We start from the raw sequence: 17575 nt of genomic DNA on the forward strand, positions 1-17575 counted from the left end.
AGAAGACGGGGCATGCTCACGATCGGTGTCGACATCGGCGGGACCAAGGTCGCCGCGGGTGTGGTCGACGAACACGGCGAGATCGTCGAACACACGCTCAGGCCGACCGCCGCCGACCGGCCCGACGTGGTGGCCGAGACGGTGGCCGACGTCGTTCGCGAGCTGTCCGCGGGCAAGGAGATCGAGGCGGTCGGGGTCGGCGCGGCCGGGTTCGTCGACGAGACCCGGTCGATGGTGCGCTTCGCCCCCAACCTCGCCTGGCGCGAGGAGCCGCTGCAGAAGAAGATCAGCGGCCTCGTCGGCCTGCCGGTCGTGATCGAGAACGACGCCAACGCCATGGCCTGGGGCGAGAGCAGGTTCGGCGCCGGGCGGGACCAGTCCCACGTGGTGTGCGTCGCACTCGGCACCGGCATCGGCGGCGGCCTGGTCTTCGACGGCGTCCTCTACCGCGGCCGCTGGGGCATGGGTGGCGAAATGGGCCACATGCAGGTCCTTCCCGGAGGGCGGCCGTGCGGCTGCGGCAACGTCGGCTGCTGGGAGCAGTACGTCAGCGGCCAGGCCCTCGTCAAGAACGCCAGGGAGATCGCCGAGGACCGGCCGGAGCGGGCGCGGATCCTGCTCGGGCTGGCCGACGGCAAGATCGAGGGCGAGGAGGTGACCGAGGCCGCGCGGCTGGGCGACGACGCCTCGCTGGCCGCGTTCGCCAGTTTCGCCGACTGGCTCGGGCAGGGACTGGCCGACCTGGCCGCCGTGCTCGACCCCGGCTGCTTCATCGTCGGCGGCGGCGTCTCCCGGGCCGCCGACCTGTTCATCGACCGGGCCCGCGAGGCCTTCGCCCAGCGGCTCACGGGCAAGGGACACCGGCCGCTCGCCGACATCCGGCTGGCCGAGCTGGGCGCCTCCGCCGCCGTGGTGGGCGCCGCCGACCTGGCCAGGCAGCGCTAGAGCCGCCCGTACGTGACGATCAGGGTCGCCACCTACAACGTCCGCGGGATGCGCGACAGCGTACCCGCGTTGACCAGGGTCATCACCGCCATGCGAGCCGACGTGTTGTGCGTGCAGGAGGCGCCCAGGTTCGTCCGCTGGCGGGCCAGGCGCAGGGCATTGGCCGCCGCCGCGGGACTCCGGGTGGCCACGAACGGCAGGGTCGGCGGCGTGGCCGTGTTCATCGGGCCGCGCGTCACCGTGCGGCGCGCCGAGAGCCACGCGCTGCGGGTCTTCTTCGGGCTGGAGGCACGCGGGCTGGCGGTGGCCGTGGTGGAGGCCGAGGGCGTACGCCTGGCGATCGGCTCGCTGCACCTCGACCTCAACGACCCGGCCAGGGTGCACCACGCCGCCGAGGCCATGGCGATCATGGAACGCGCGGCGACCAGGTTCGGCGCGACGATCGTGCTCGGCGGCGACCTCAACGAGCAGGCGCACCAGCCGGCCTGGCGTTACCTCTCCGGGCGGCTGGCCGACTGCTACGCGGCCGAGCCCAAGGGCGACGGCCTGACGTTCACCGCGCGAAACCCCTCGGCCCGCATCGACGGGGTGTTCGCCGCACCCGAGGCCCACGTCGTGTCGTGCGGGGGAGTGGACGCCCCGATCACCGATCTGGCCGCGGCTTCGGATCATCTGCCGGTCGTCGCCGAGTTGCGAGTTGGGCCCTAACGGGCAAGAGGGGCTCTCCAACCCGTAGCATTTGTTCATGACCCGTCGCTTTCGGCGGCGTGCGCTCTCCTTGATCTTGGCGACGTCCGTGGCCTGGTCTCAGGTCACGCCCGCCGCGCATGCCGATCCCCGCCGCCCGCCCACGATAGAGGCGTGGCAGCAGTCGACCAGCGTGCGCCTCCAGGCCGACGGCTCGCTGTCCGACGTGCTCGCGATCTCGCCGACCGACGTGTGGGCGGTGGGCCAGCAGGAGATCTGGGACGTCTGGAAAAACCGCGGCACCGTCCGTCACTGGAACGGCAGCGGCTGGGCCGAGGTGCCCGTGCGCGACGCCACGGCCCCCGGAAACCTGCGCGGCCTGGCCGCCGCCGGGCCGTCCGACCTGTGGGCGGTCGGCGACGGGCACGACGGGCTGCCATACCTGGCGCATGGCGACGTGACCGGGTTCGACCGGGTCAGGCCGCAGGGGCTGCGGGCAGGAGACTGGCTCGGCGGCATCGACGCCAGGTCCGGGCGGGTCGTGGCGGTCGGCACCCGCGAGAAGCGCGGCCTCATCCTGACCGGCCAGGGCAACACCTGGACCGCGCAGGAGACCAAGGAGAAGGGCGCGCTCTACGCCGCGGACGGCGGGTTCGCCGTCGGCGACACCGGCGCCGCGCCGCTGATCGTGCATTACTCGGGCGGCACGTGGAAGTCGATGCCGGTGCCGTCGATCCCCGGGGGCTACCTGCGCGACGTGCAGGTCGACAACTCCAAGCGGGCGATGGCCGTGGGCGGCGTCTACCGCGGCCCCGGCGACATCTCGCCGCTCGTCCTGACCTGGAACGGCAAGCGCTGGCGGGAGCAGCCGGTGCCCGAGTCCGACGCCAGGCTCTACGGCGTGACCGGCGACGGCAAGGGCCGCTACTGGATGGCCGGCTACGACCCCTCGCGGGCGACGGAGCCGTTCATGATGCGGTGCGAGAAGGGCGACTGCGAGATCATCCGCGGCGGCGCCAAACAGGGCAGGAGCAGCGTACGCCTCCAGGCGGTGGCCTATCTCGCGGGCAAGAGCACCGTCTGGGCGGTCGGGCACGAGGTCGACACGGCCGACCGCTACACCGACGTCGTGGAGTCGTTCGCGCCCAGGGCCACCACGACGAAGTCCTAGAGCACGGCGCCGTCGTCCCAGCCCGAGTCGTTGGGCCGGTCGTCGCCCATGCGCACCACCAGCGCCACGAACCCGCCGATGAACGCCGCCACCGCCGTGAACAGCGCCCAGCCCTCCATGTGCCAGCTCGCCATCGCCGCGACCAGCAGGTAGGCGGGGCCGCCGAACAGCGCCACCCACGCCAGCTTGGTCGGCAGGTCCAGCTTGGGCAGCGGCGGCGGGGGCGGGGGCTCGAAGTGCCCCTCGTTCTCGTCGTCTTTTTCTGGGTCGTCGATTTCCGGGTCGTCGATTTCCGGGTCCTCGTCGGGCTCCGGCTCCTCCGGGGGTTTCACGACCCTGCGGGTGGGCTCGGCGGGGACGTTTTCGCTGTCCGGCCATGGCTGGTCGGCCGAGTCGCGCTCGGCTGTGTCGTTGAAGGACGCGACGATCTGCCGCCAGACCTCGTCCTCGTCACTCTGGGGCGTCACCTAGATGGGCCTCTCCGCAGCGATCGCGACTTCCCCCTGGGTGCGATCAGTCCCTCTGCAAGGGTACCGAGGCATGTGTCCTGATGAAGTCGAGGCTCCCGGCAAAGATCCTGTCGGCATCGTTGTCAAGCGTCGCAACATGGTAGCTATCGGTAAGCTCCTCGATCGTGGCCTGCGGGACCTTCTCGCGAATGATCGCCACACTGGTCGGCTTCACCACGTGGTCCTCCGCGCTGTGGAAGACCAGCAGCGGCTGTGTCACTTTCGCCAGGTCGGCCTGCACCAGCGACCACAGCCCCGGCAGCGACGCGGCCGCCTTCACCGGGGTGCGGGTGTAGGCCAGCTCGGTCACGCCGGGTTTCTTGACGTCGTTGGCGACGCCGGGCACCGACGGCACGAACCATTTGAGCAGCGGAGCCAGCTTCAGCAGCGGCACGTCGTTCGCGATCGAGGGGTTGACCACCATCACGCCCCTGATCGCCGCGCCGTGCACCTCGGCCAGCCGTAGCGCCAGGCAGCCGCCCAGCGACAACCCTGCCACGAACACCTCCGGGCAACGGCCTTGGAGGTCCGCGAACGCCTTCTCCACCTCGGCGTACCAGTCCTCCCAGCGCGTCCGGTTCATCTCCTGCCACCTGGTGCCGTGCCCGGGCTGGCGGGGCAGCGAGACGCTCACCCCGTGCCCGGCCAGGAACTCACCCCACGGCCGCAGCGACTGCGGCGTGCCGGTGAACCCGTGGCAGAGCAGCACGCCGACCTGACCCGCATCGTGGTGGTAGGGCTCCGCACCTGGCATGAGCGGCATAACAGCTCCTCCATGCAGTTTCATTCCATCCGGAATTGCCCGATCGTCGCACGTTCCGGGGTGTTTGTGCGAGAGCTGGTGTAGGAGCATGACGTTCGGGATGGGAAGATGACACTGGCCGCCGATAGTGTGCTGGAGAAGAGGTGCCGGGGTGTTCTACTGGGTGGTCAAGGCCATCTTGGGTCCGTTCCTCCTCGCCGTCTTCCGGCCGTGGACGGAGGGCGCGGACAACGTGCCCAGGCACGGGCCCGTGATCCTGGCGGGCAACCACCTGTCGTTCGCCGACCACTTCTTTGGCCCGCTGCAGATCCGCCGCAAGGTCATCTCGCTGGGCAAGGCCGACTACTTCACCGGGCGCGGCATCAAGGGCTTCTTCACCCGGCTGTTCTTCAGCGGCGTCGGCACCGTGCCGATCGACCGCTCCGGCGGCAAGGCCAGCGAGGCGGCGCTGCGCACCGGGCTGCGCATCCTGCGCGAGGGCAACATCCTGGGCATCTACCCGGAGGGCACCCGCTCGCCCGACGGCCGCCTCTACAAGGGCAAGACCGGCGTGGCCAGGCTCGCCCTGGAGTCGCGGGCGCCGGTCATCCCCTGGGCCATGGTCAACACCTACGAGATGATGCCGCCGGGGCGGCTGCTGCCCAAATTCGGGATCCGGCCGGGCGTCAGGTTCGGCAAGCCGCTCGACTTCTCCCGCTACTACGGGATGGAGGACGATCGGCTGGTGCTGCGCGCGGTGACCGACGAGATCATGTACGCGCTGATGGAGTTGTCGGGGCAGGAATACGTCGACAAGTACGCGGCCAGCGCCCGGGTCGAGATGGAGCGCGCCGCCCGCGCCGCGGCCGCGAAGGGATAACCTGACCTCCGTGCGTCCGCCGGAGGCGGTCACACGGAGCCCCGTAAGGCCTCCTCGGTCCGTTGCATGGCGCTCGTCATCGCGTGCAGCTCCTCGCGGCTGAGCCGGTCGATCAGGTACGCGCGCACGACCTCCACATGGCCCGGCGCCACGCGGTCGAGGCAGCGCGCACCCGCCTCGGTGAGCACCGCCAGCACGCCGCGGTCGTCGGACGGGCAGGTGGCGCGCTCCACCAGGCCCGCCTTCTCGAGCTGGTTGATCTGGTACGTCAGCGCGCTCTTCGACACCACCACGCCCCTGGCCAGCTCCGTCATGCGCATCTGGCGGCCGGGGGCGTCGGCGAGGCGCGCCAGGATCTCGTATTGCGGGTGCGTCAGCCCGGCCGACGCCTTGAGCTGCTCTTCGATGCGCCGCTCGAGCAGGTGAGAGGTGGACAGGAAGGCACGCCACGCCGCCATCTCCGTCGCGTCCAGCCATCGGGGGTCTGTCACCGATTCAGTCTATCTGTCGTTCAGATTTGAACCTTCGATGCTAAGGTTGTTGTTCAAAACTGAACGACTCCTAAGGAGAGCACATGCTCGACCAGGCGCGTCCCGCCGTACTGCTGCTCGCGAGGATCGCCATCGGGGCGATCTTCCTGGTGCACGGCTACCAGAAGTTCGCGACCATGGGCCTCGCTGGCACGACCAAGTTCTTCGAGTCCCTGGACATCCCGCTGGCCGGCGTGGCCGCTCCGGCGGTGGCCGTGCTGGAGGTGGCGGGCGGTCTGGCGCTGATCCTGGGCGCGGCGCTGCCGATCGCGGGCACGCTGCTGGCGATCGACATGGTGGGCGCGATCGTGTTCGCGCACGGCGCGAGCGGGTTCAGCGTGGGGGACGGCGGCTACGAGTTCGTGCTGGCGCTGGCCGCGGGCAGCCTGGCCGTCGGCTTCACCGGCGGTGGCGCGCTGGCGCTGGACAGCGTGGTCGGCAGCCGCCGTCGCAGCGCCTCCGTGATCGCCTAGAGAACTCGCTCAGGACAGGTGGGCGCGGATCTGCCTGATGTGCTCGGGAGTCGTGCGGCAGCAGCCGCCGATCAGTGAGGCGCCCTCCCGCTCCCACTCCTTGGCGGCCTGGCCGAATTCCACCGGGTCGGTCAGGCCCAGCCAGCCGCGGCGGTCGGCGTCCCACGTCTCGCCCGAGTTCGGGTAGACCACCACGGGCAGGCCGCCGGACAGGCACGAGATCAGCCCGGGGATGTGGCGCGGCGCGGTGCAGTTCGCGCCGACGGCCACCACCTGCGGGTTCCCGCCGAACAGGGCGGCCGCCACGCGGATCGGCGTGCCGTCGTTGAGCCGCTCGCCGTCCCGGCAGGAGAAGCTCACCCACGCCTTGACTCCCGGCGTAAGCTCCAGCAGCCGTGCCAGCGCCCGCGCCTCCGGGTAGGACGGGATCGTCTCGCAGGCCAGCAGGTCGGCGCCGGCCGAGGCGAGGATCTCCCAGCGGGGCAGGTGCCAGCCGAACAGGCCGTCCTCGTCGAGGTCGTAGTCGCCGGTGTATTCGGCGCCGTTGGCCAGGTAGGCGCCGTACGGGCCGACCGAGGCCGCCACCAGCCCGCGACCGGCCTCGTCGCGCGCCTGCCCGGCCAGCTCGACCGACAGCCTGATCAGCCGCTCGGCCCCCGCCACGCCGAGCCCACGCCGTACGAAGCCCGGGATCGTGGCCTGGTAGCTGGCGGTCGTGGCCACGTCGGCGCCCGCGGCGAAATAGTCGGCGTGCGCCCGCCGGATCAGCTCGGGCTCCTCCAGCAGCAGCCGTGCCGACCAGAGCTCGTCGCCGAGGTCGGCGCCGAGCCGTTCGAGCCGGGTGGACAGGCCGCCGTCCAGGACGAGTGTGGTCACTCATCCAGAGTATGAGCCCGCCCGCGTGCCCGGGAACGCGCTGATCACCTGGTCGAGGAGGGTCGGCGTGTGCTCGGGCGAGTCGACCGTGAAGTCCGCCACGCGGGCCAGCTCGTCGCCCGTCTCGCCGTTGGCCACCGCGACCCGCACGCCCATGAACGCCGGATCCCGCGCCTCCCTGCCGCGCAGCGCGTCGAACGCCCGGGCGTCGGAGAGGTCGTCCCCGAAGTACCAGGCGCAGGCCAGCGTCTCGGTCTCGCGGGCGATGGTCGTGCCCTTGTCGCGCTCCAACGGCGGTTTGAGCTCGACGACCATGCGGCCGTGCTGCTCCCTCAGGCCCAGCTCCGCCGCCTTGCGCGACGACCAGCGCTCGACCGCGCCACGCAGCGACGGGGCCGCCCGATAGTGCAGCGCCACCATCAGCGCCTTGTCCTCGACCAGGATCTCGCCCGGCAGGTCGCGGGCCGCGTCCTCGATCAGGCGCCGGACGACGGGGGCCCACCGCTGGGCCTCGGCGTCGGTGCGTACGTGGCCGTCGACGACGGTCTGCAGGCCGTACAGGCCGAACAGGCGCACCTGAGGGGCGCCCGAGAACCGGTCGCAGAGGAACGCGGCCGGGCGGGCGGAGACGATGGCGACCCTGCCGACCAGCTTCGTCAGCGCCCGCAGCCGCTCCACCGCACCGGCGACAGGGAACACCGCGCCGGGATCGCGCATGATCGGGGCGATCGTCCCGTCGTAGTCGAAGAAGAAGCCGGATTTCGCGCTTTGTGCGACGGTGGCGGACACTGCCTCGACGAAGCGGAGCGGGGCGCGAGAGGTCGCCATGTTCAGGAACGATAGAACAGCCTGACCGGCTCGGATAGACGCCTCCTCGTAATGGTGACGTTCATGAACCCGCCGGGTGGCCGCCCGCCCCGAAGGGGGCGGGCGGCCGGGTCAGGTGCGCTTCCAGAAGGGGCCGCGCCGGCCACCGGGATCGGTGGCCGGTGCGGAGCCGCCGACCAGTCCCGTGAGGACCTCGACGGCGCGGTCGTGCAGGGCCTGCGCGTCCGCGCCCGGCCGCTCGGCCGCCTCCAGCTCGCGGGCCAGCGCCTCCAGCTCCGCGTTCCCCCCGAGGTACGCCGCCAGCGCCGACAGCCGCGACCCCAGATCGGCCAGGTACAGCAGGTCGGGCACCGGCTGCGCCTTGAGCCGGTCGAGCTCGGCCACCAGCTGCGGCCTGACCGACTCCAGCCGGTGCGCCGGCCGGGGCGCGTACTTCGGCGACCGGCCACCGAGGCGCCCGCGCAGCCCACCACCGGACGCTCCCGGAAGCGGCTGCCCGGCCGGGCCACCGGCGACGAACCCCTGATCCATGTCGGCGGCGCCGAGGCCGGACTCGGGAAGCCGCATCCGCCCGAACCCCGCCGGCGCGGCCATCACCGCCGCCTGCGCCACGAAGCCGCCCATCATCGGCGGGGCCTGAGGCAGCTCCCACCCGCTCGGCGGCTCGACCGGCTGGATGACCCGATGCTCGGGGCCGCCCTCGGCGACCTGCCTGGTGTCGATCGCCACGTACGCGGTGAAGCGGCACAGGACGCCGTGTTCGAGCGAGGTCTGTACGATCTGCGACTCCAGGTCGTGCTCGCCCATGGCGTACCGGTCCTCCAGCTCGCGCAGATGCGCGCGGGCCCAGACGGCGCGGATGGCCGGGTTGTCCACCACCACGCCCGTGACCTGCTCCTCCCAGGGCCCACCGGCCGCCATGCCGCGTACGGTCAGCGACGAGCCCTCCCGGTAGCGCCCGTACACCCGGAGCGGGACCCCGGGGAAGATCGAGCCGAGATGCGTGACCGTGCCGGGCTCGGCCTCCAGGCCCTTGAGCGACAGGTCGGTCACCAGGGGAGCGCCGATCCTGCGGTGGATCTGCTCCATGGCGGCGTCCAGCCGGTCCTCGGACTCGACCAGCTCGCACCGGCCCGCGCCCAGCCCGGCGAGCCTGCCGAGGAACCCGGCGTTCACGGCCCTGTCGATGCCGACCGTGTGCACGCGCATGGCCGACAGCGGGCCGCCCGCCTGCTCCAGGATCTGGTCCTCGTTGCCCACCTGGCCGTCGGTGACCAGCACCACGACGCGTTCCCGTTCGTTCTGGGCGCCCAGGAGTGCGATGGCCTGGCGCAGGGGTTCGAGCAGCTCGGTGCCGCCGCGGGCGTCCACCCGCGCGAGGTGCTCGACGGCGCGGTAGCGGTTGCGGTCGGACGCCTCGACGAGCCCCTCGAACGCCTGCTCCACCACGGAGTCGAAGGTCAGCACCGCGAACCTGTCCTGCGGCGTCAGCGTGTCGACGATGCGCGCGGCGGCCCTGCGCGCGGCGACCATCTTCCAGCCGCCCATGCTGCCGGAACGGTCGAGCAGCACGACGAGGTCGCGCGGTGTGCGGGTGGACTGCAGTGGCGGTGGCACGACCGTGAGCGCGAACGTGCCCTGGCCGTCGAGCTGCAACGACGTGGACGCCTCGAACGACAACCGCAGGATGAAGTCGCGGTCGAGGCGTTCGCCCGGGCGCAGGCGTACGGTGTGGCCCTCCTCCTCGACCACGTGCAGGCTGGAGGCCAGCTCGCGCAGCTCCAGGCCCGCCGCGTCCACGCTCGCGCTGAGCGACAGGCGCACGGGGTTGGGGAAGCCGGGCAGCAGGACGGGCGGGCTGATCCTGGACGCGTCCGGCACCGCGTCGGTGTCGGGCGCGGCGCCGTCCCCGGCCGGCCCGCCGTCGATCGGGGTGCCCGGGATGTACCGCGGAGCCACGACCAGCGGGAACCGGAACGTGGCCGCGCCGTCCTCGTACGGGAGCGGCTGGCTCATGGTCAGCCTGACCGAGACGTGTTCGCCGGGCAGGATGTTGCCCACCCTGATCGTGAACACGTCAGGCCGGTCCTCCTCGGCGATCGCCGCCCGCCTACCCTCGCGCAACGCCTGGTCGTAGTCCGCCCTGGCCTGGCCGCGCTCCTTCAGCACGCCCTCGATCACCCGGTCGTCGGCCTCCATCCGGAACGCCGTCACCGCCGCGCGATCGGGCAGCGGGAAGACGTACGTGGCCTCCAGGGTGACGTCGAACGGGTTCCTGAACCCTTGCGTGACCTCGACCCCGGCGATGAGCCCCGAGATCGCGGCGGTCACGTCCACGCTCTCCAGCGGCAGGTTGCCGCGTTCTGTCAGCAGCGCGCCGAACCCGGCGTCCGGCACCGGCAGGCACCGCGCGGGCTCCAGCGAAGTGATCTTCATATCAGCTCCCTTTCTTCGAGCACCGCGAGCAGCGGAGCCGCCGCCGCCAGCACCGCCTGAACGTCCTCCGCGGACGGCGCCCGGCCGGCATCCAGCAGCAGCCGCACCCCGTCCCCCAACCTGACCCCCGTGACCACGGCATCCGGCCCGTGGACCGGGCCACCGACCGCCTCGGAACGGCGTCCCGGCGCCTCGGCACCCTTACCCGGCCGCTCCGCCCAGAATCGCCCGCGCGCCGGATCGCCGCCGAGCCCCGCACCGTCACCGGCCCGCGCACCACCGGGCTCACTCCCGAGCCCGGCACGGCCCTGCGGCACGATCCCGCCGTCCAGTGGCGCATCCGCGAGGGGCGCGCTGCCCAGCGCCGTGTCCGCTCGTGCCGTTTCACCGAGCGGCGCGTTAACGGGTGGCGCATCCGTCAGGGGTGTGGCCCCCAAGCCGGCCGCCGTCTCCAGCATCCGGTCCGTCGCCCCCGCCAGCGCCGTCTGGATCTGCGCGATCGAGTGCCCCGCCGCCTGCAGTCGCTTGACGGCCACTAGTTGCAGCAGGTGCCGCCGCCCGTACTGGGCGATCCTGCCGCGCCTGGTCAGCGGCGGGTCCACGAGCCCGATGGTCATATACCACCTGATCAGCCGCTCCCCGGGCACGTCGCGGACACGGCCGTTGACGGGAGGCGGCGGCGCGCCGTCGCGCAGCGCTCGCGCCGCGCGCGAGGCCAGCTCGCCGATGGTCCAGGTGTCGCTCATACCTTCACAATGACACTGTCACTATTACACTGTCAACAACGAGGCGAGCGGAAGAATGGCGGCCGAGATTTCGTTGTAAAAAGGGAAAAATCCGACCGACGGGGGAGGAATTAGACATGGCAACGATCACCGGCCCACTCTCGGGCGATGCCAAGAACACCGTCGCGGAGGCCCTCCAGGGTGCCCTGGTAGACCTGATCGATCTCGCACTGATCGCCAAGCAGGCGCACTGGAACCTCATCGGCGCCCACTTCCGCCCGATCCACCTTCAGCTCGACGAGCTCACCAGCATGGCGCGGGCGCACATGGACACCATCGCGGAACGTACCGTGGCCATCGGGGTCAACCCGGACGGCCGCGTAGCCACGGTCGCCAGGACCACGAAGCTGCCGCAGCTCGAAGGCAACTGGCTGGATGACGGCAAGGTCGTGGCGACCATGACCGACGTCCTGGGCATGGTCAGCAAGCGGATGCACGAGCGCGTCCGGGCCACCGACGAGCCCGACCCGGTCAGCCAGGACCTGCTCATCTCCGTCGCCCAGGACATCGACAAGCAGCACTGGATGTTCCAGGCTCAGGGCTGAGCGACCCCGGGAAGCCCGGGAGCCGACGCACGGTGCCCGGGCTTTCGCATGCCGTAAGCGGCACGTAAGAGCTGATCATCTCTTGCGGATCTAGCGTGCCTGAGCATGAACAACCGCACGCAGATCGTCGTGCTCAAGCGGCCGCGGCCGGGGCGGGTGAAGACCCGCCTGACGCCGCCGTACACTCCGGCCGAGGCGGCCGAGCCGGCCGCGGCCGCTCTGGACGACACTTTGGACGCCGTCGCCGCCACCCCCGCCGCCGCCCGTGTCCTGGCGATCGACGACCTCCTCACCCAGGCCGCGGCCGCGCTCGAAGAACACGAAGCGGTGTTCGGCCCCGCGACCGACGGCGGCTTCTGGCTGCTCGGCCTGCGCCGCCCCGACCCCGCCCTGCTCCTGGGCGTGCCGATGTCCAGGCCCGACACGGGCGAGGCCCAGCTGCGACGCCTGCGCGGCCTGTCCGTCGCGACGCTGCCGCCCCTCACCGACGTGGACGACGCGGCGGACGCCCGCGAGGTGGCCGGGCTGGCCCCGCACACCCGCTTCGCCGCCACCCTGGCCCGCCTCGGCGCGGGAGCGGTCAGGTGATCGGTGAGCTCTACGCGGACTCCCTGGAAGGCGCCGAGATCGACCTCGAGTACGAGGACGGCCGCCGCCGGCCGCTCGAAGCCATGCGCTGGCTGGAGCCCATCGACGGGGACGAGGCCATGTTGTCCCGCTGCACGGGCCCCACGCTCGACGTCGGCTCGGGCCCGGGACGGCTGACGGTCGCGCTGGCCAGGCGGGGCGTCGCCGCGCTCGGCATAGACGTCACCCCGCACGCCGTACGACTCACGCGGCAGGCGGGCGGCCTGGCCCTGTGCAGGGACGTGTTCGGCCCGGTGCCCGGCAGCGGCCGGTGGACGACGGCGCTGCTGGCCGACGGCAACATCGGCATCGGCGGCGACCCGGCGGCCCTGCTCCGCCGGATGCGCGAACTCGTCAGGCCGGGCGGCGAGGTGATCGCCGAGGTCGCGCCGCCGGGCACGCCGAGCACGACCGAACGTGTACGGCTCCGCCACGGTGATGTCGCCGCCGCCTGGTTCCGATGGGCGGACGTCTCGGCCTCCGACGTGTCCCCGCTGGCCCGCGAGACCGGTTTCACGGTCACGGACTGTCATGAGGAGGCCGGTCGCTGGTTCGCGTACCTGGGCTAGGCGTACCGAACGTGACCAAGACGCGCCTGATCGCGGAGCGTGAGCACGAGGTTTGCGCAGAGTTTGATGTCGCGAGTCCCTGCCATTCATGTCGGTGCGGTCGACTAGCGTGGCACCTAGAGGGAGGCCCCACGATGTCCCACAAGACTCTCCTCCGCACGGGCCCGCTCTTGCAGGGCGGCATCAGCCCGTATGGACCGCTCGGCCTGCCGGGCGCCGACGGCCTCGCGCTGCCCGCAGGGTTCACCGGCCGGGTCGTGGCCTGCTCGGGCGACAAGGTGGCCGGGCTGACCTGGCACGCCGCCCCCGACGGCGGCGCCTGCTTCCCCGACGGTGCGGGCTGGATCTACGTGTCCAACTCCGAGTTGCCCCTGCTCGGGGGTGCCTCGGCGCTGCGCTTCCGCGCCGACGGCAGCATCGGCGACGCCTATCGCATCCTGTCGGGCACCGACCTCAACTGCGCGGGCGGCGCCACGCCGTGGCACACCTGGCTGTCGTGCGAGCTCGGTCACCGCGGCCGCGTCTTCGAATGCGACCCCTACGGCGCCCGGGCCGCCCGTCCCCGCCTGGCCATGGGCCGCTTCAAACACGAGGCCGCCGCCTGCGACCCGGAGCGGCACGTGGTCTACATGACCGAGGACGAGCCCGACGGGTGCTTCTACCGGTTCAGGCCGGGCGACTGGGGCGACCTGACGGAGGGCACGCTGGAGGTGCTGTGCGCCTCCGGCGGCTGGCAGACGGTCCCCTCGCCGGCGGCCCTGTTCAAGGCGGCCCGCCACCAGGTCGAGGACGCCCGCCACTTCGACGGCGGCGACGGCTGCCACTACGCGGGCGGGGTTTGCTATTTCACCACCAAGGGCGACACGGGCCTGTGGGCCTACGACGCGCAGACCTCCACGCTCGACCGGCTGTGCGAGGGCGTGCGCGCCATCACCGCCGCGCCCTCGGGCGACCTCTATGTGGCCAGGGAGACGACGGAGATCGACGTGATCGCGCCGGACCGGGCGGTCACGCCGTTCCTCAGGCTCCAGGGGCACGACGGGGCCGAGCTGACCGGGCTGGCGTTCTCGCCGGGGGGCGAGCGGCTCTACCTCTCGGCCAGGCGCGGCCGCACGGAGGGTCACACGTTCGAGGTGACGGGCCCCTTCCGCGCCTAAACCCGGAGATAGCGCACCAGCACCACCTTCAGCTCGTTCACCAGCTCGGCGCTGCGCTCGGGGGACGCCGACGTGATCATCGGCATCACCGCCTTCACCATCGCCAGCGTCATCGTGCCCGTGAGCTGGGCGCGTTCCTCGGAGAGGTCAGGGGACAGGCGGCGCAGCATGGCGGCGATCTGCCGGGCGATGTCCTCGTGCAGCCGCTGCGAGGCCGAGGCCAGCTGATCGCCGGTGGCCGTCCCGTACAGCAGCGACCAGTACGCAGGCGACGCGCTCTTGAACCTGACGCTCTCGTCCACGAGCTGCCCGACCAGCGCCTCCACCGGGACGTCCGGCGTGACGGCGGCCAGCCGGGCGGCCCAGAACTCCTGACGCTCGTCGGTGTAGCGGACCACCAGCCCCTCCAGGATCTCCTCCTTGTTGCGGAAGAACTGGTACAGAGACCCGGGTGACATCCCGGCCCGCGCGGCGACCTGGTTCGTCGTCAGGTCCGGGTAGCCGACCTCGGCGATGACCAGTTCGGCGGCGTCGAGGATCTCGGCCATGCGCTTCAGGCCGCGCGCCTGCCGGCGGACCGTGCGTTCAGGCATGGGTCTCCTCGTTGACAAATGCGAGCATTTACTTGTATTTCTGGTTCGGGAGTCAAACACGAGTAGTTTACCGAGTTTTGAATCGGGAGATCCCATGAGAACGGTGCTCGTTACAGCGCGAGCGGCGGTGGTGCGGGCATGGCGGTGAACACGCGGGTCAGGCCCGCCCGCGACGCGACGGCGGGGCCGCCGCTGCGCAGGCTCGGATTCCTCCTCGTACGCCGCCGCAGGCTCGTCCTGTCGCTGGCCCTGGCCGTGCTGATCGGCGCGGGCGTGCTCGCCGCCGGGGCGGTGCCGCGGCTGTCGCTGGCCAGGTTCGAGGCGCCGGGTTCGGAGTCCGACAGGGCGCAGGCCGAGCTGATCGAGCGGTTCGGCACCGGCAGCCCCGACATGATCTTCCTGGTCACCGCGAAGAACGGCACCGTGGACGACCCGGCGGTCGAAGCCGAGGGCAGGGAGCTGACCGCGCGCATCGGCCGCGAGGACGGCGTCGCCGAGTCCGCCTCCTACTGGACCCGCGGCAAGCCCGCCACCTTGCGCAGCGAGGACGGCAGGCACGCCCTGGTCGTGGTGCGCATCCCGGGGGACGCCGACCACGTGCGGGGCCAGGTGCTGCCCAGGCTCGTGCCCGAGATCACCCAGGGCGCCGGCATGCTCCAGGTGCGGGCCGGGGGAGGGGAGGAGGTGTTCCGCCAGACGGTGCCACTGGCCAGGCAGGACTTCGTACGCGCCGAGCTGGTCGTCTTCCCGCTGGCCTTCGTGCTGCTCTGGCTCTACCTGCGGCGGGCCATGGCGGCGCTGGTGCCGATCCTGGCCGGGGTGTTCGCGATGGTGATCGGGCTGGCGCTGCTGAGCGGGGTGCTGCAGTTCGCCGAGATCTCCACGTTCGCCCTCAACCTGACCCTGGCCATGGGCCTCGGCCTCGGCATCGACTACTGCCTGTTCCTGATCCAGCGTTTCCGCGAGGAGACGCGGCGCGGCGCGGACCGGGCGAGCGCGGTCGCGGGCGCCGTCGAGCACGCGGGCAGGACCGTGCTGTTCAGCGGGCTGACCGTGGCCACGTCCCTGGCCGTGCTGTTCGCGCTGCCGTTCGACTTCCTGCGCTCCTTCGCGTACGCGGGCATCGCCGTCGTCGCGGGCGGCCTGGTCGCGGCGATGATCGTGCTGCCCGCCGTGCTCGCCTCGATCGGCGGCACGATGCTGCCCAAACGAGTCAGGCCCGAGCGCGAGGCGGGGTTCTGGCACGGGCTGGCCACCCGGGTGATGCGCCGCCCGCTGGTGTTCGGCGGCCTGGCCACGGCGGTGTTGCTGCTGCTCGCGTCCCCGTTCCTGGGCCTGCGCTTCGGCGTCGCCGACGACCGCATCCTGCCCCTGGAGGCGCCCTCGCGGCAGACCCAGGAGATCGTCCGCCAGTCCTTCCCAGCGGAGGAAACAGACGCCATCCAACTGATCTCGAAAAATACGGCGTCAGGCGATATTTCGCAGTATGCCGTGAACTTGTCCCAACTACCCGGCGTCGCCCAGGTCGACTCGGCCGCGGGCTCGTTCGCGAACGGCCGGCGGGTGGGAGCCGGCGACCCGGCCAGGTTCCAGGGCGAAGGCGCCTGGTTGTCCGTGGTCCCGTCCGCCGCGGCCCTGGCCGACGACCCCGTGCGGCTCGCGCAGTCCGTACGCTCCGTCGCCCCCCCGTTCGAGGTCCTGGTGGGCGGCTACCCGGCCGAGCTGTCCGACTATCGGGCCTCCGTCGTGGACCGGCTCCCGCTCGTCCTGGCGCTCATGCTGGGCGTGACGTTCCTGGTCCTGTTCCTCATGACCAGGAGCCTGATCATCCCCCTCAAGGCGACCCTGCTGAACGTCCTCAGCCTCGGCGTCATGTTCGGCGCCATCGTCTGGATCTTCCAGGACGGCAACCTGTCGGGGCTGCTCGGCTTCACCCCGACGGGCACGCTCGACGCGAGCATCCCCATCCTGATGCTCTGCATCGCCTACGGCCTGTCGATGGACTACGAGGTCTTCCTGCTGTCCAGGATCAAGGAGGAATACGACAGGACGGGCAACACGGAGGAGGCCGTGGCCACGGGCCTGCAACGGAGTGCACCGCTGATCACGGCGGCCGGGGGCATCCTGGCGCTCACGTTCGCCGCGTACGCCACGGCGGAGGTGATGTTCGTGCAGATGCTGGGCGTCGGCATGGCGGTGGCCGTGCTGGTGGACGCGACCGTGATCAGGGCAGTGCTCGTGCCGAGCCTGATGCGCCTGGCGGGCCCGCTCAACTGGTGGCCCAGCAGGGTCAGAGATCGCGGGACCACACCTGCTCGATGAGCTCGATCCCGTTCTCCCTGCCCTGCTCCTCCGACTCCAGCTCGAACCCGGCTGCCTGGTAGATGCGCCGCGCGCTCACCAGGCAGTCGCGCGTCCACAGCGTGATCCGCTTGTAGCCCTCGGCCCGCGCGTGCCGCAGGCACTCCTCCACCAGCCGCCGCCCGAGCCCGAGCCCCCGGGCGGACGGCTCGACGAGCAACAACCGCAGCTTGGCCGTCGTGTCGTCCTGCCGCACGCAGAACACGCACCCGGCCCGCTCGCCGTCCACCTCGGCGATCCACCCGGCGTCCCGCGAGAAGTCGAAGCCGGCCACGATCCCGGCGACGAGCTGCTCGAACCCGGTGCCCCAGCCGTATTCCTCGCTGTAGAGCACGCCGTGCCGGTAGGCGACCCAGCCCAGGTCGCCGGTGCGCGGGGGCCTGATCACATAGGGCTCGCGCCCGGAGCCGGCGGAGCCGAGCAGCCGCCTGATCGTCGCCATGCTCGCGACCAGCCGCTGCTGGTCCTCCTCCGCCAGCCCGGACAGCAGCCGCTCGACCTCCTCGGCGGAGCGCCGGTCGAGCCCCGCGAAGGTGCCGGAGCCCGCCGGGGTGAGGCGTACGAGCTGCCTGCGGGCGTCGGAGGCGGACCGCTCGCGCACGATCAGGCCGTCGCCGTCGAGCCGGGTCAGGATCCTGCTGAGGTAGCCCGCGTCGAGGTCGAGCAGCCCGCGCAGGTCGCCGGTCTCCATCAGCTCGGCCCGCGCCAGCTCGAACAGCACCCTCACCTCGGTCAACGAGTACGGCGAGTCGAGCATCCCCGCCTGGAGCGCGCCGATCACCTTCGTATAGAACCGGTTGAAGACTCGGACCTCAGAGACCCTTGCCTCTGTCAACGAACTCATTGTCATAGTCAACCATG

General features: G+C 71.6%; 19 protein-coding genes. 10 read left to right on the forward strand and 9 right to left on the reverse strand.

Features of this window, described 5'->3' with window-relative positions; all coding sequences use genetic code 11:
- Nucleotides 1-12 precede the first annotated feature (12 nt).
- Genes ACFLIM_RS00975 through ACFLIM_RS00985 form a run of 3 tightly spaced genes read left to right on the forward strand, consistent with a single transcriptional unit; the run spans nt 13 to nt 2803 of the window.
- The gene (locus ACFLIM_RS00975) at nt 13-945 is read left to right on the forward strand and encodes an ROK family glucokinase (protein WP_393160815.1); all 933 of its coding nucleotides are present in this window, start codon (nt 13-15) and stop codon (nt 943-945) included.
- 12 nt (nt 946-957) lie between these two features.
- Nucleotides 958-1653, forward strand: coding sequence for an endonuclease/exonuclease/phosphatase family protein (locus ACFLIM_RS00980; protein ID WP_393160817.1), 696 nt, complete (start codon nt 958-960; stop codon nt 1651-1653).
- Between the two features lie 37 nt (nt 1654-1690).
- Nucleotides 1691-2803: a hypothetical protein gene (locus ACFLIM_RS00985; protein WP_393160819.1), complete on the forward strand. Its 1113-nt coding sequence runs from the start codon at nt 1691-1693 to the stop codon at nt 2801-2803.
- On the opposite strand, the gene ACFLIM_RS00990 is transcribed toward ACFLIM_RS00985, so the two are convergent.
- Complete coding sequence (locus ACFLIM_RS00990) at nt 2800-3270, reverse strand: hypothetical protein (protein ID WP_393160821.1); 471 nt, start codon at nt 3268-3270, stop codon at nt 2800-2802. The two genes, ACFLIM_RS00985 and ACFLIM_RS00990, sit on opposite strands and share 4 nt — an antisense overlap.
- 46 nt (nt 3271-3316) lie before the next feature.
- A complete protein-coding gene (locus tag ACFLIM_RS00995) occupies nt 3317-4075 on the reverse strand; it encodes an alpha/beta hydrolase (protein WP_393160823.1) in 759 nt (252 codons plus the stop codon).
- 151 nt (nt 4076-4226) lie between these two features.
- Here ACFLIM_RS00995 and ACFLIM_RS01000 point away from each other — a divergent pair, with 151 nt between their 5' ends.
- Nucleotides 4227-4934 (forward strand): lysophospholipid acyltransferase family protein, encoded by a 708-nt coding sequence (locus ACFLIM_RS01000; RefSeq protein ID WP_393160825.1) that lies wholly within the window; start codon nt 4227-4229, stop codon nt 4932-4934.
- Between the two features lie 29 nt (nt 4935-4963).
- Here the strand turns inward: ACFLIM_RS01000 and ACFLIM_RS01005 are convergent, their stop codons facing one another.
- Nucleotides 4964-5425, reverse strand: coding sequence for a MarR family winged helix-turn-helix transcriptional regulator (locus tag ACFLIM_RS01005; protein WP_393160827.1), 462 nt, complete (start codon nt 5423-5425; stop codon nt 4964-4966).
- A gap of 83 nt (nt 5426-5508) precedes the next feature.
- Here ACFLIM_RS01005 and ACFLIM_RS01010 point away from each other — a divergent pair, with 83 nt between their 5' ends.
- On the forward strand, nt 5509-5937 hold the full coding sequence (locus ACFLIM_RS01010; protein ID WP_393160829.1) for a DoxX family protein: 429 nt from the start codon (nt 5509-5511) through the stop codon (nt 5935-5937).
- A 9-nt stretch (nt 5938-5946) separates the two neighbouring features.
- Here the strand turns inward: ACFLIM_RS01010 and mmuM are convergent, their stop codons facing one another.
- The 4 genes from mmuM to ACFLIM_RS01030 form a co-directional block, all read right to left on the reverse strand.
- Nucleotides 5947-6813, reverse strand: a complete 867-nt coding sequence (gene mmuM / locus ACFLIM_RS01015) for a homocysteine S-methyltransferase (protein WP_393160831.1) — start codon at nt 6811-6813, stop codon at nt 5947-5949.
- Nucleotides 6814-7641, reverse strand: a complete 828-nt coding sequence (gene otsB / locus ACFLIM_RS01020) for a trehalose-phosphatase (protein WP_393160833.1) — start codon at nt 7639-7641, stop codon at nt 6814-6816.
- A 111-nt stretch (nt 7642-7752) separates the two neighbouring features.
- Nucleotides 7753-10077, reverse strand: coding sequence for a VIT domain-containing protein (locus ACFLIM_RS01025; protein WP_393160835.1), 2325 nt, complete (start codon nt 10075-10077; stop codon nt 7753-7755).
- Complete coding sequence (locus tag ACFLIM_RS01030; RefSeq protein ID WP_393160837.1) at nt 10074-10823, reverse strand: helix-turn-helix domain-containing protein; 750 nt, start codon at nt 10821-10823, stop codon at nt 10074-10076. The genes ACFLIM_RS01025 and ACFLIM_RS01030 overlap by 4 nt, the downstream gene beginning before the upstream one ends.
- Before the next feature lie 116 nt (nt 10824-10939).
- Here ACFLIM_RS01030 and ACFLIM_RS01035 point away from each other — a divergent pair, with 116 nt between their 5' ends.
- The 4 genes from ACFLIM_RS01035 (at nt 10940) to ACFLIM_RS01050 (ending at nt 13760) form a co-directional block, all read left to right on the forward strand.
- The gene (locus ACFLIM_RS01035; RefSeq protein ID WP_393160839.1) at nt 10940-11407 is read left to right on the forward strand and encodes a Dps family protein; all 468 of its coding nucleotides are present in this window, start codon (nt 10940-10942) and stop codon (nt 11405-11407) included.
- 105 nt (nt 11408-11512) lie between these two features.
- Nucleotides 11513-11995: a DUF2064 domain-containing protein gene (locus ACFLIM_RS01040; RefSeq protein ID WP_393160841.1), complete on the forward strand. Its 483-nt coding sequence runs from the start codon at nt 11513-11515 to the stop codon at nt 11993-11995.
- Nucleotides 11992-12603 (forward strand): methyltransferase domain-containing protein, encoded by a 612-nt coding sequence (locus tag ACFLIM_RS01045; RefSeq protein ID WP_393160843.1) that lies wholly within the window; start codon nt 11992-11994, stop codon nt 12601-12603. The genes ACFLIM_RS01040 and ACFLIM_RS01045 overlap by 4 nt, the downstream gene beginning before the upstream one ends.
- 134 nt (nt 12604-12737) lie before the next feature.
- A complete protein-coding gene (locus ACFLIM_RS01050; protein ID WP_393160845.1) occupies nt 12738-13760 on the forward strand; it encodes an alkaline phosphatase PhoX in 1023 nt (340 codons plus the stop codon).
- Here the strand turns inward: ACFLIM_RS01050 and ACFLIM_RS01055 are convergent.
- Complete coding sequence (locus ACFLIM_RS01055; protein ID WP_393160847.1) at nt 13757-14353, reverse strand: TetR/AcrR family transcriptional regulator; 597 nt, start codon at nt 14351-14353, stop codon at nt 13757-13759. The two genes, ACFLIM_RS01050 and ACFLIM_RS01055, sit on opposite strands and share 4 nt — an antisense overlap.
- Before the next feature lie 138 nt (nt 14354-14491).
- On the opposite strand from ACFLIM_RS01055, the gene ACFLIM_RS01060 reads away from it, so the two are divergent.
- Entirely contained in the window at nt 14492-16675 is a 2184-nt protein-coding gene (locus tag ACFLIM_RS01060; protein WP_393160849.1) for an MMPL family transporter, read from the forward strand.
- Here ACFLIM_RS01060 and ACFLIM_RS01065 read toward each other — a convergent pair.
- Nucleotides 16644-17558: a bifunctional helix-turn-helix transcriptional regulator/GNAT family N-acetyltransferase gene (locus ACFLIM_RS01065; protein ID WP_393160851.1), complete on the reverse strand. Its 915-nt coding sequence runs from the start codon at nt 17556-17558 to the stop codon at nt 16644-16646. The two genes, ACFLIM_RS01060 and ACFLIM_RS01065, sit on opposite strands and share 32 nt — an antisense overlap.
- Nucleotides 17559-17575: the final 17 nt, after the last annotated feature.

The organism is Nonomuraea marmarensis (assembly GCF_043197025.1).
Lineage (GTDB): Bacteria > Actinomycetota > Actinomycetes > Streptosporangiales > Streptosporangiaceae > Nonomuraea > Nonomuraea marmarensis.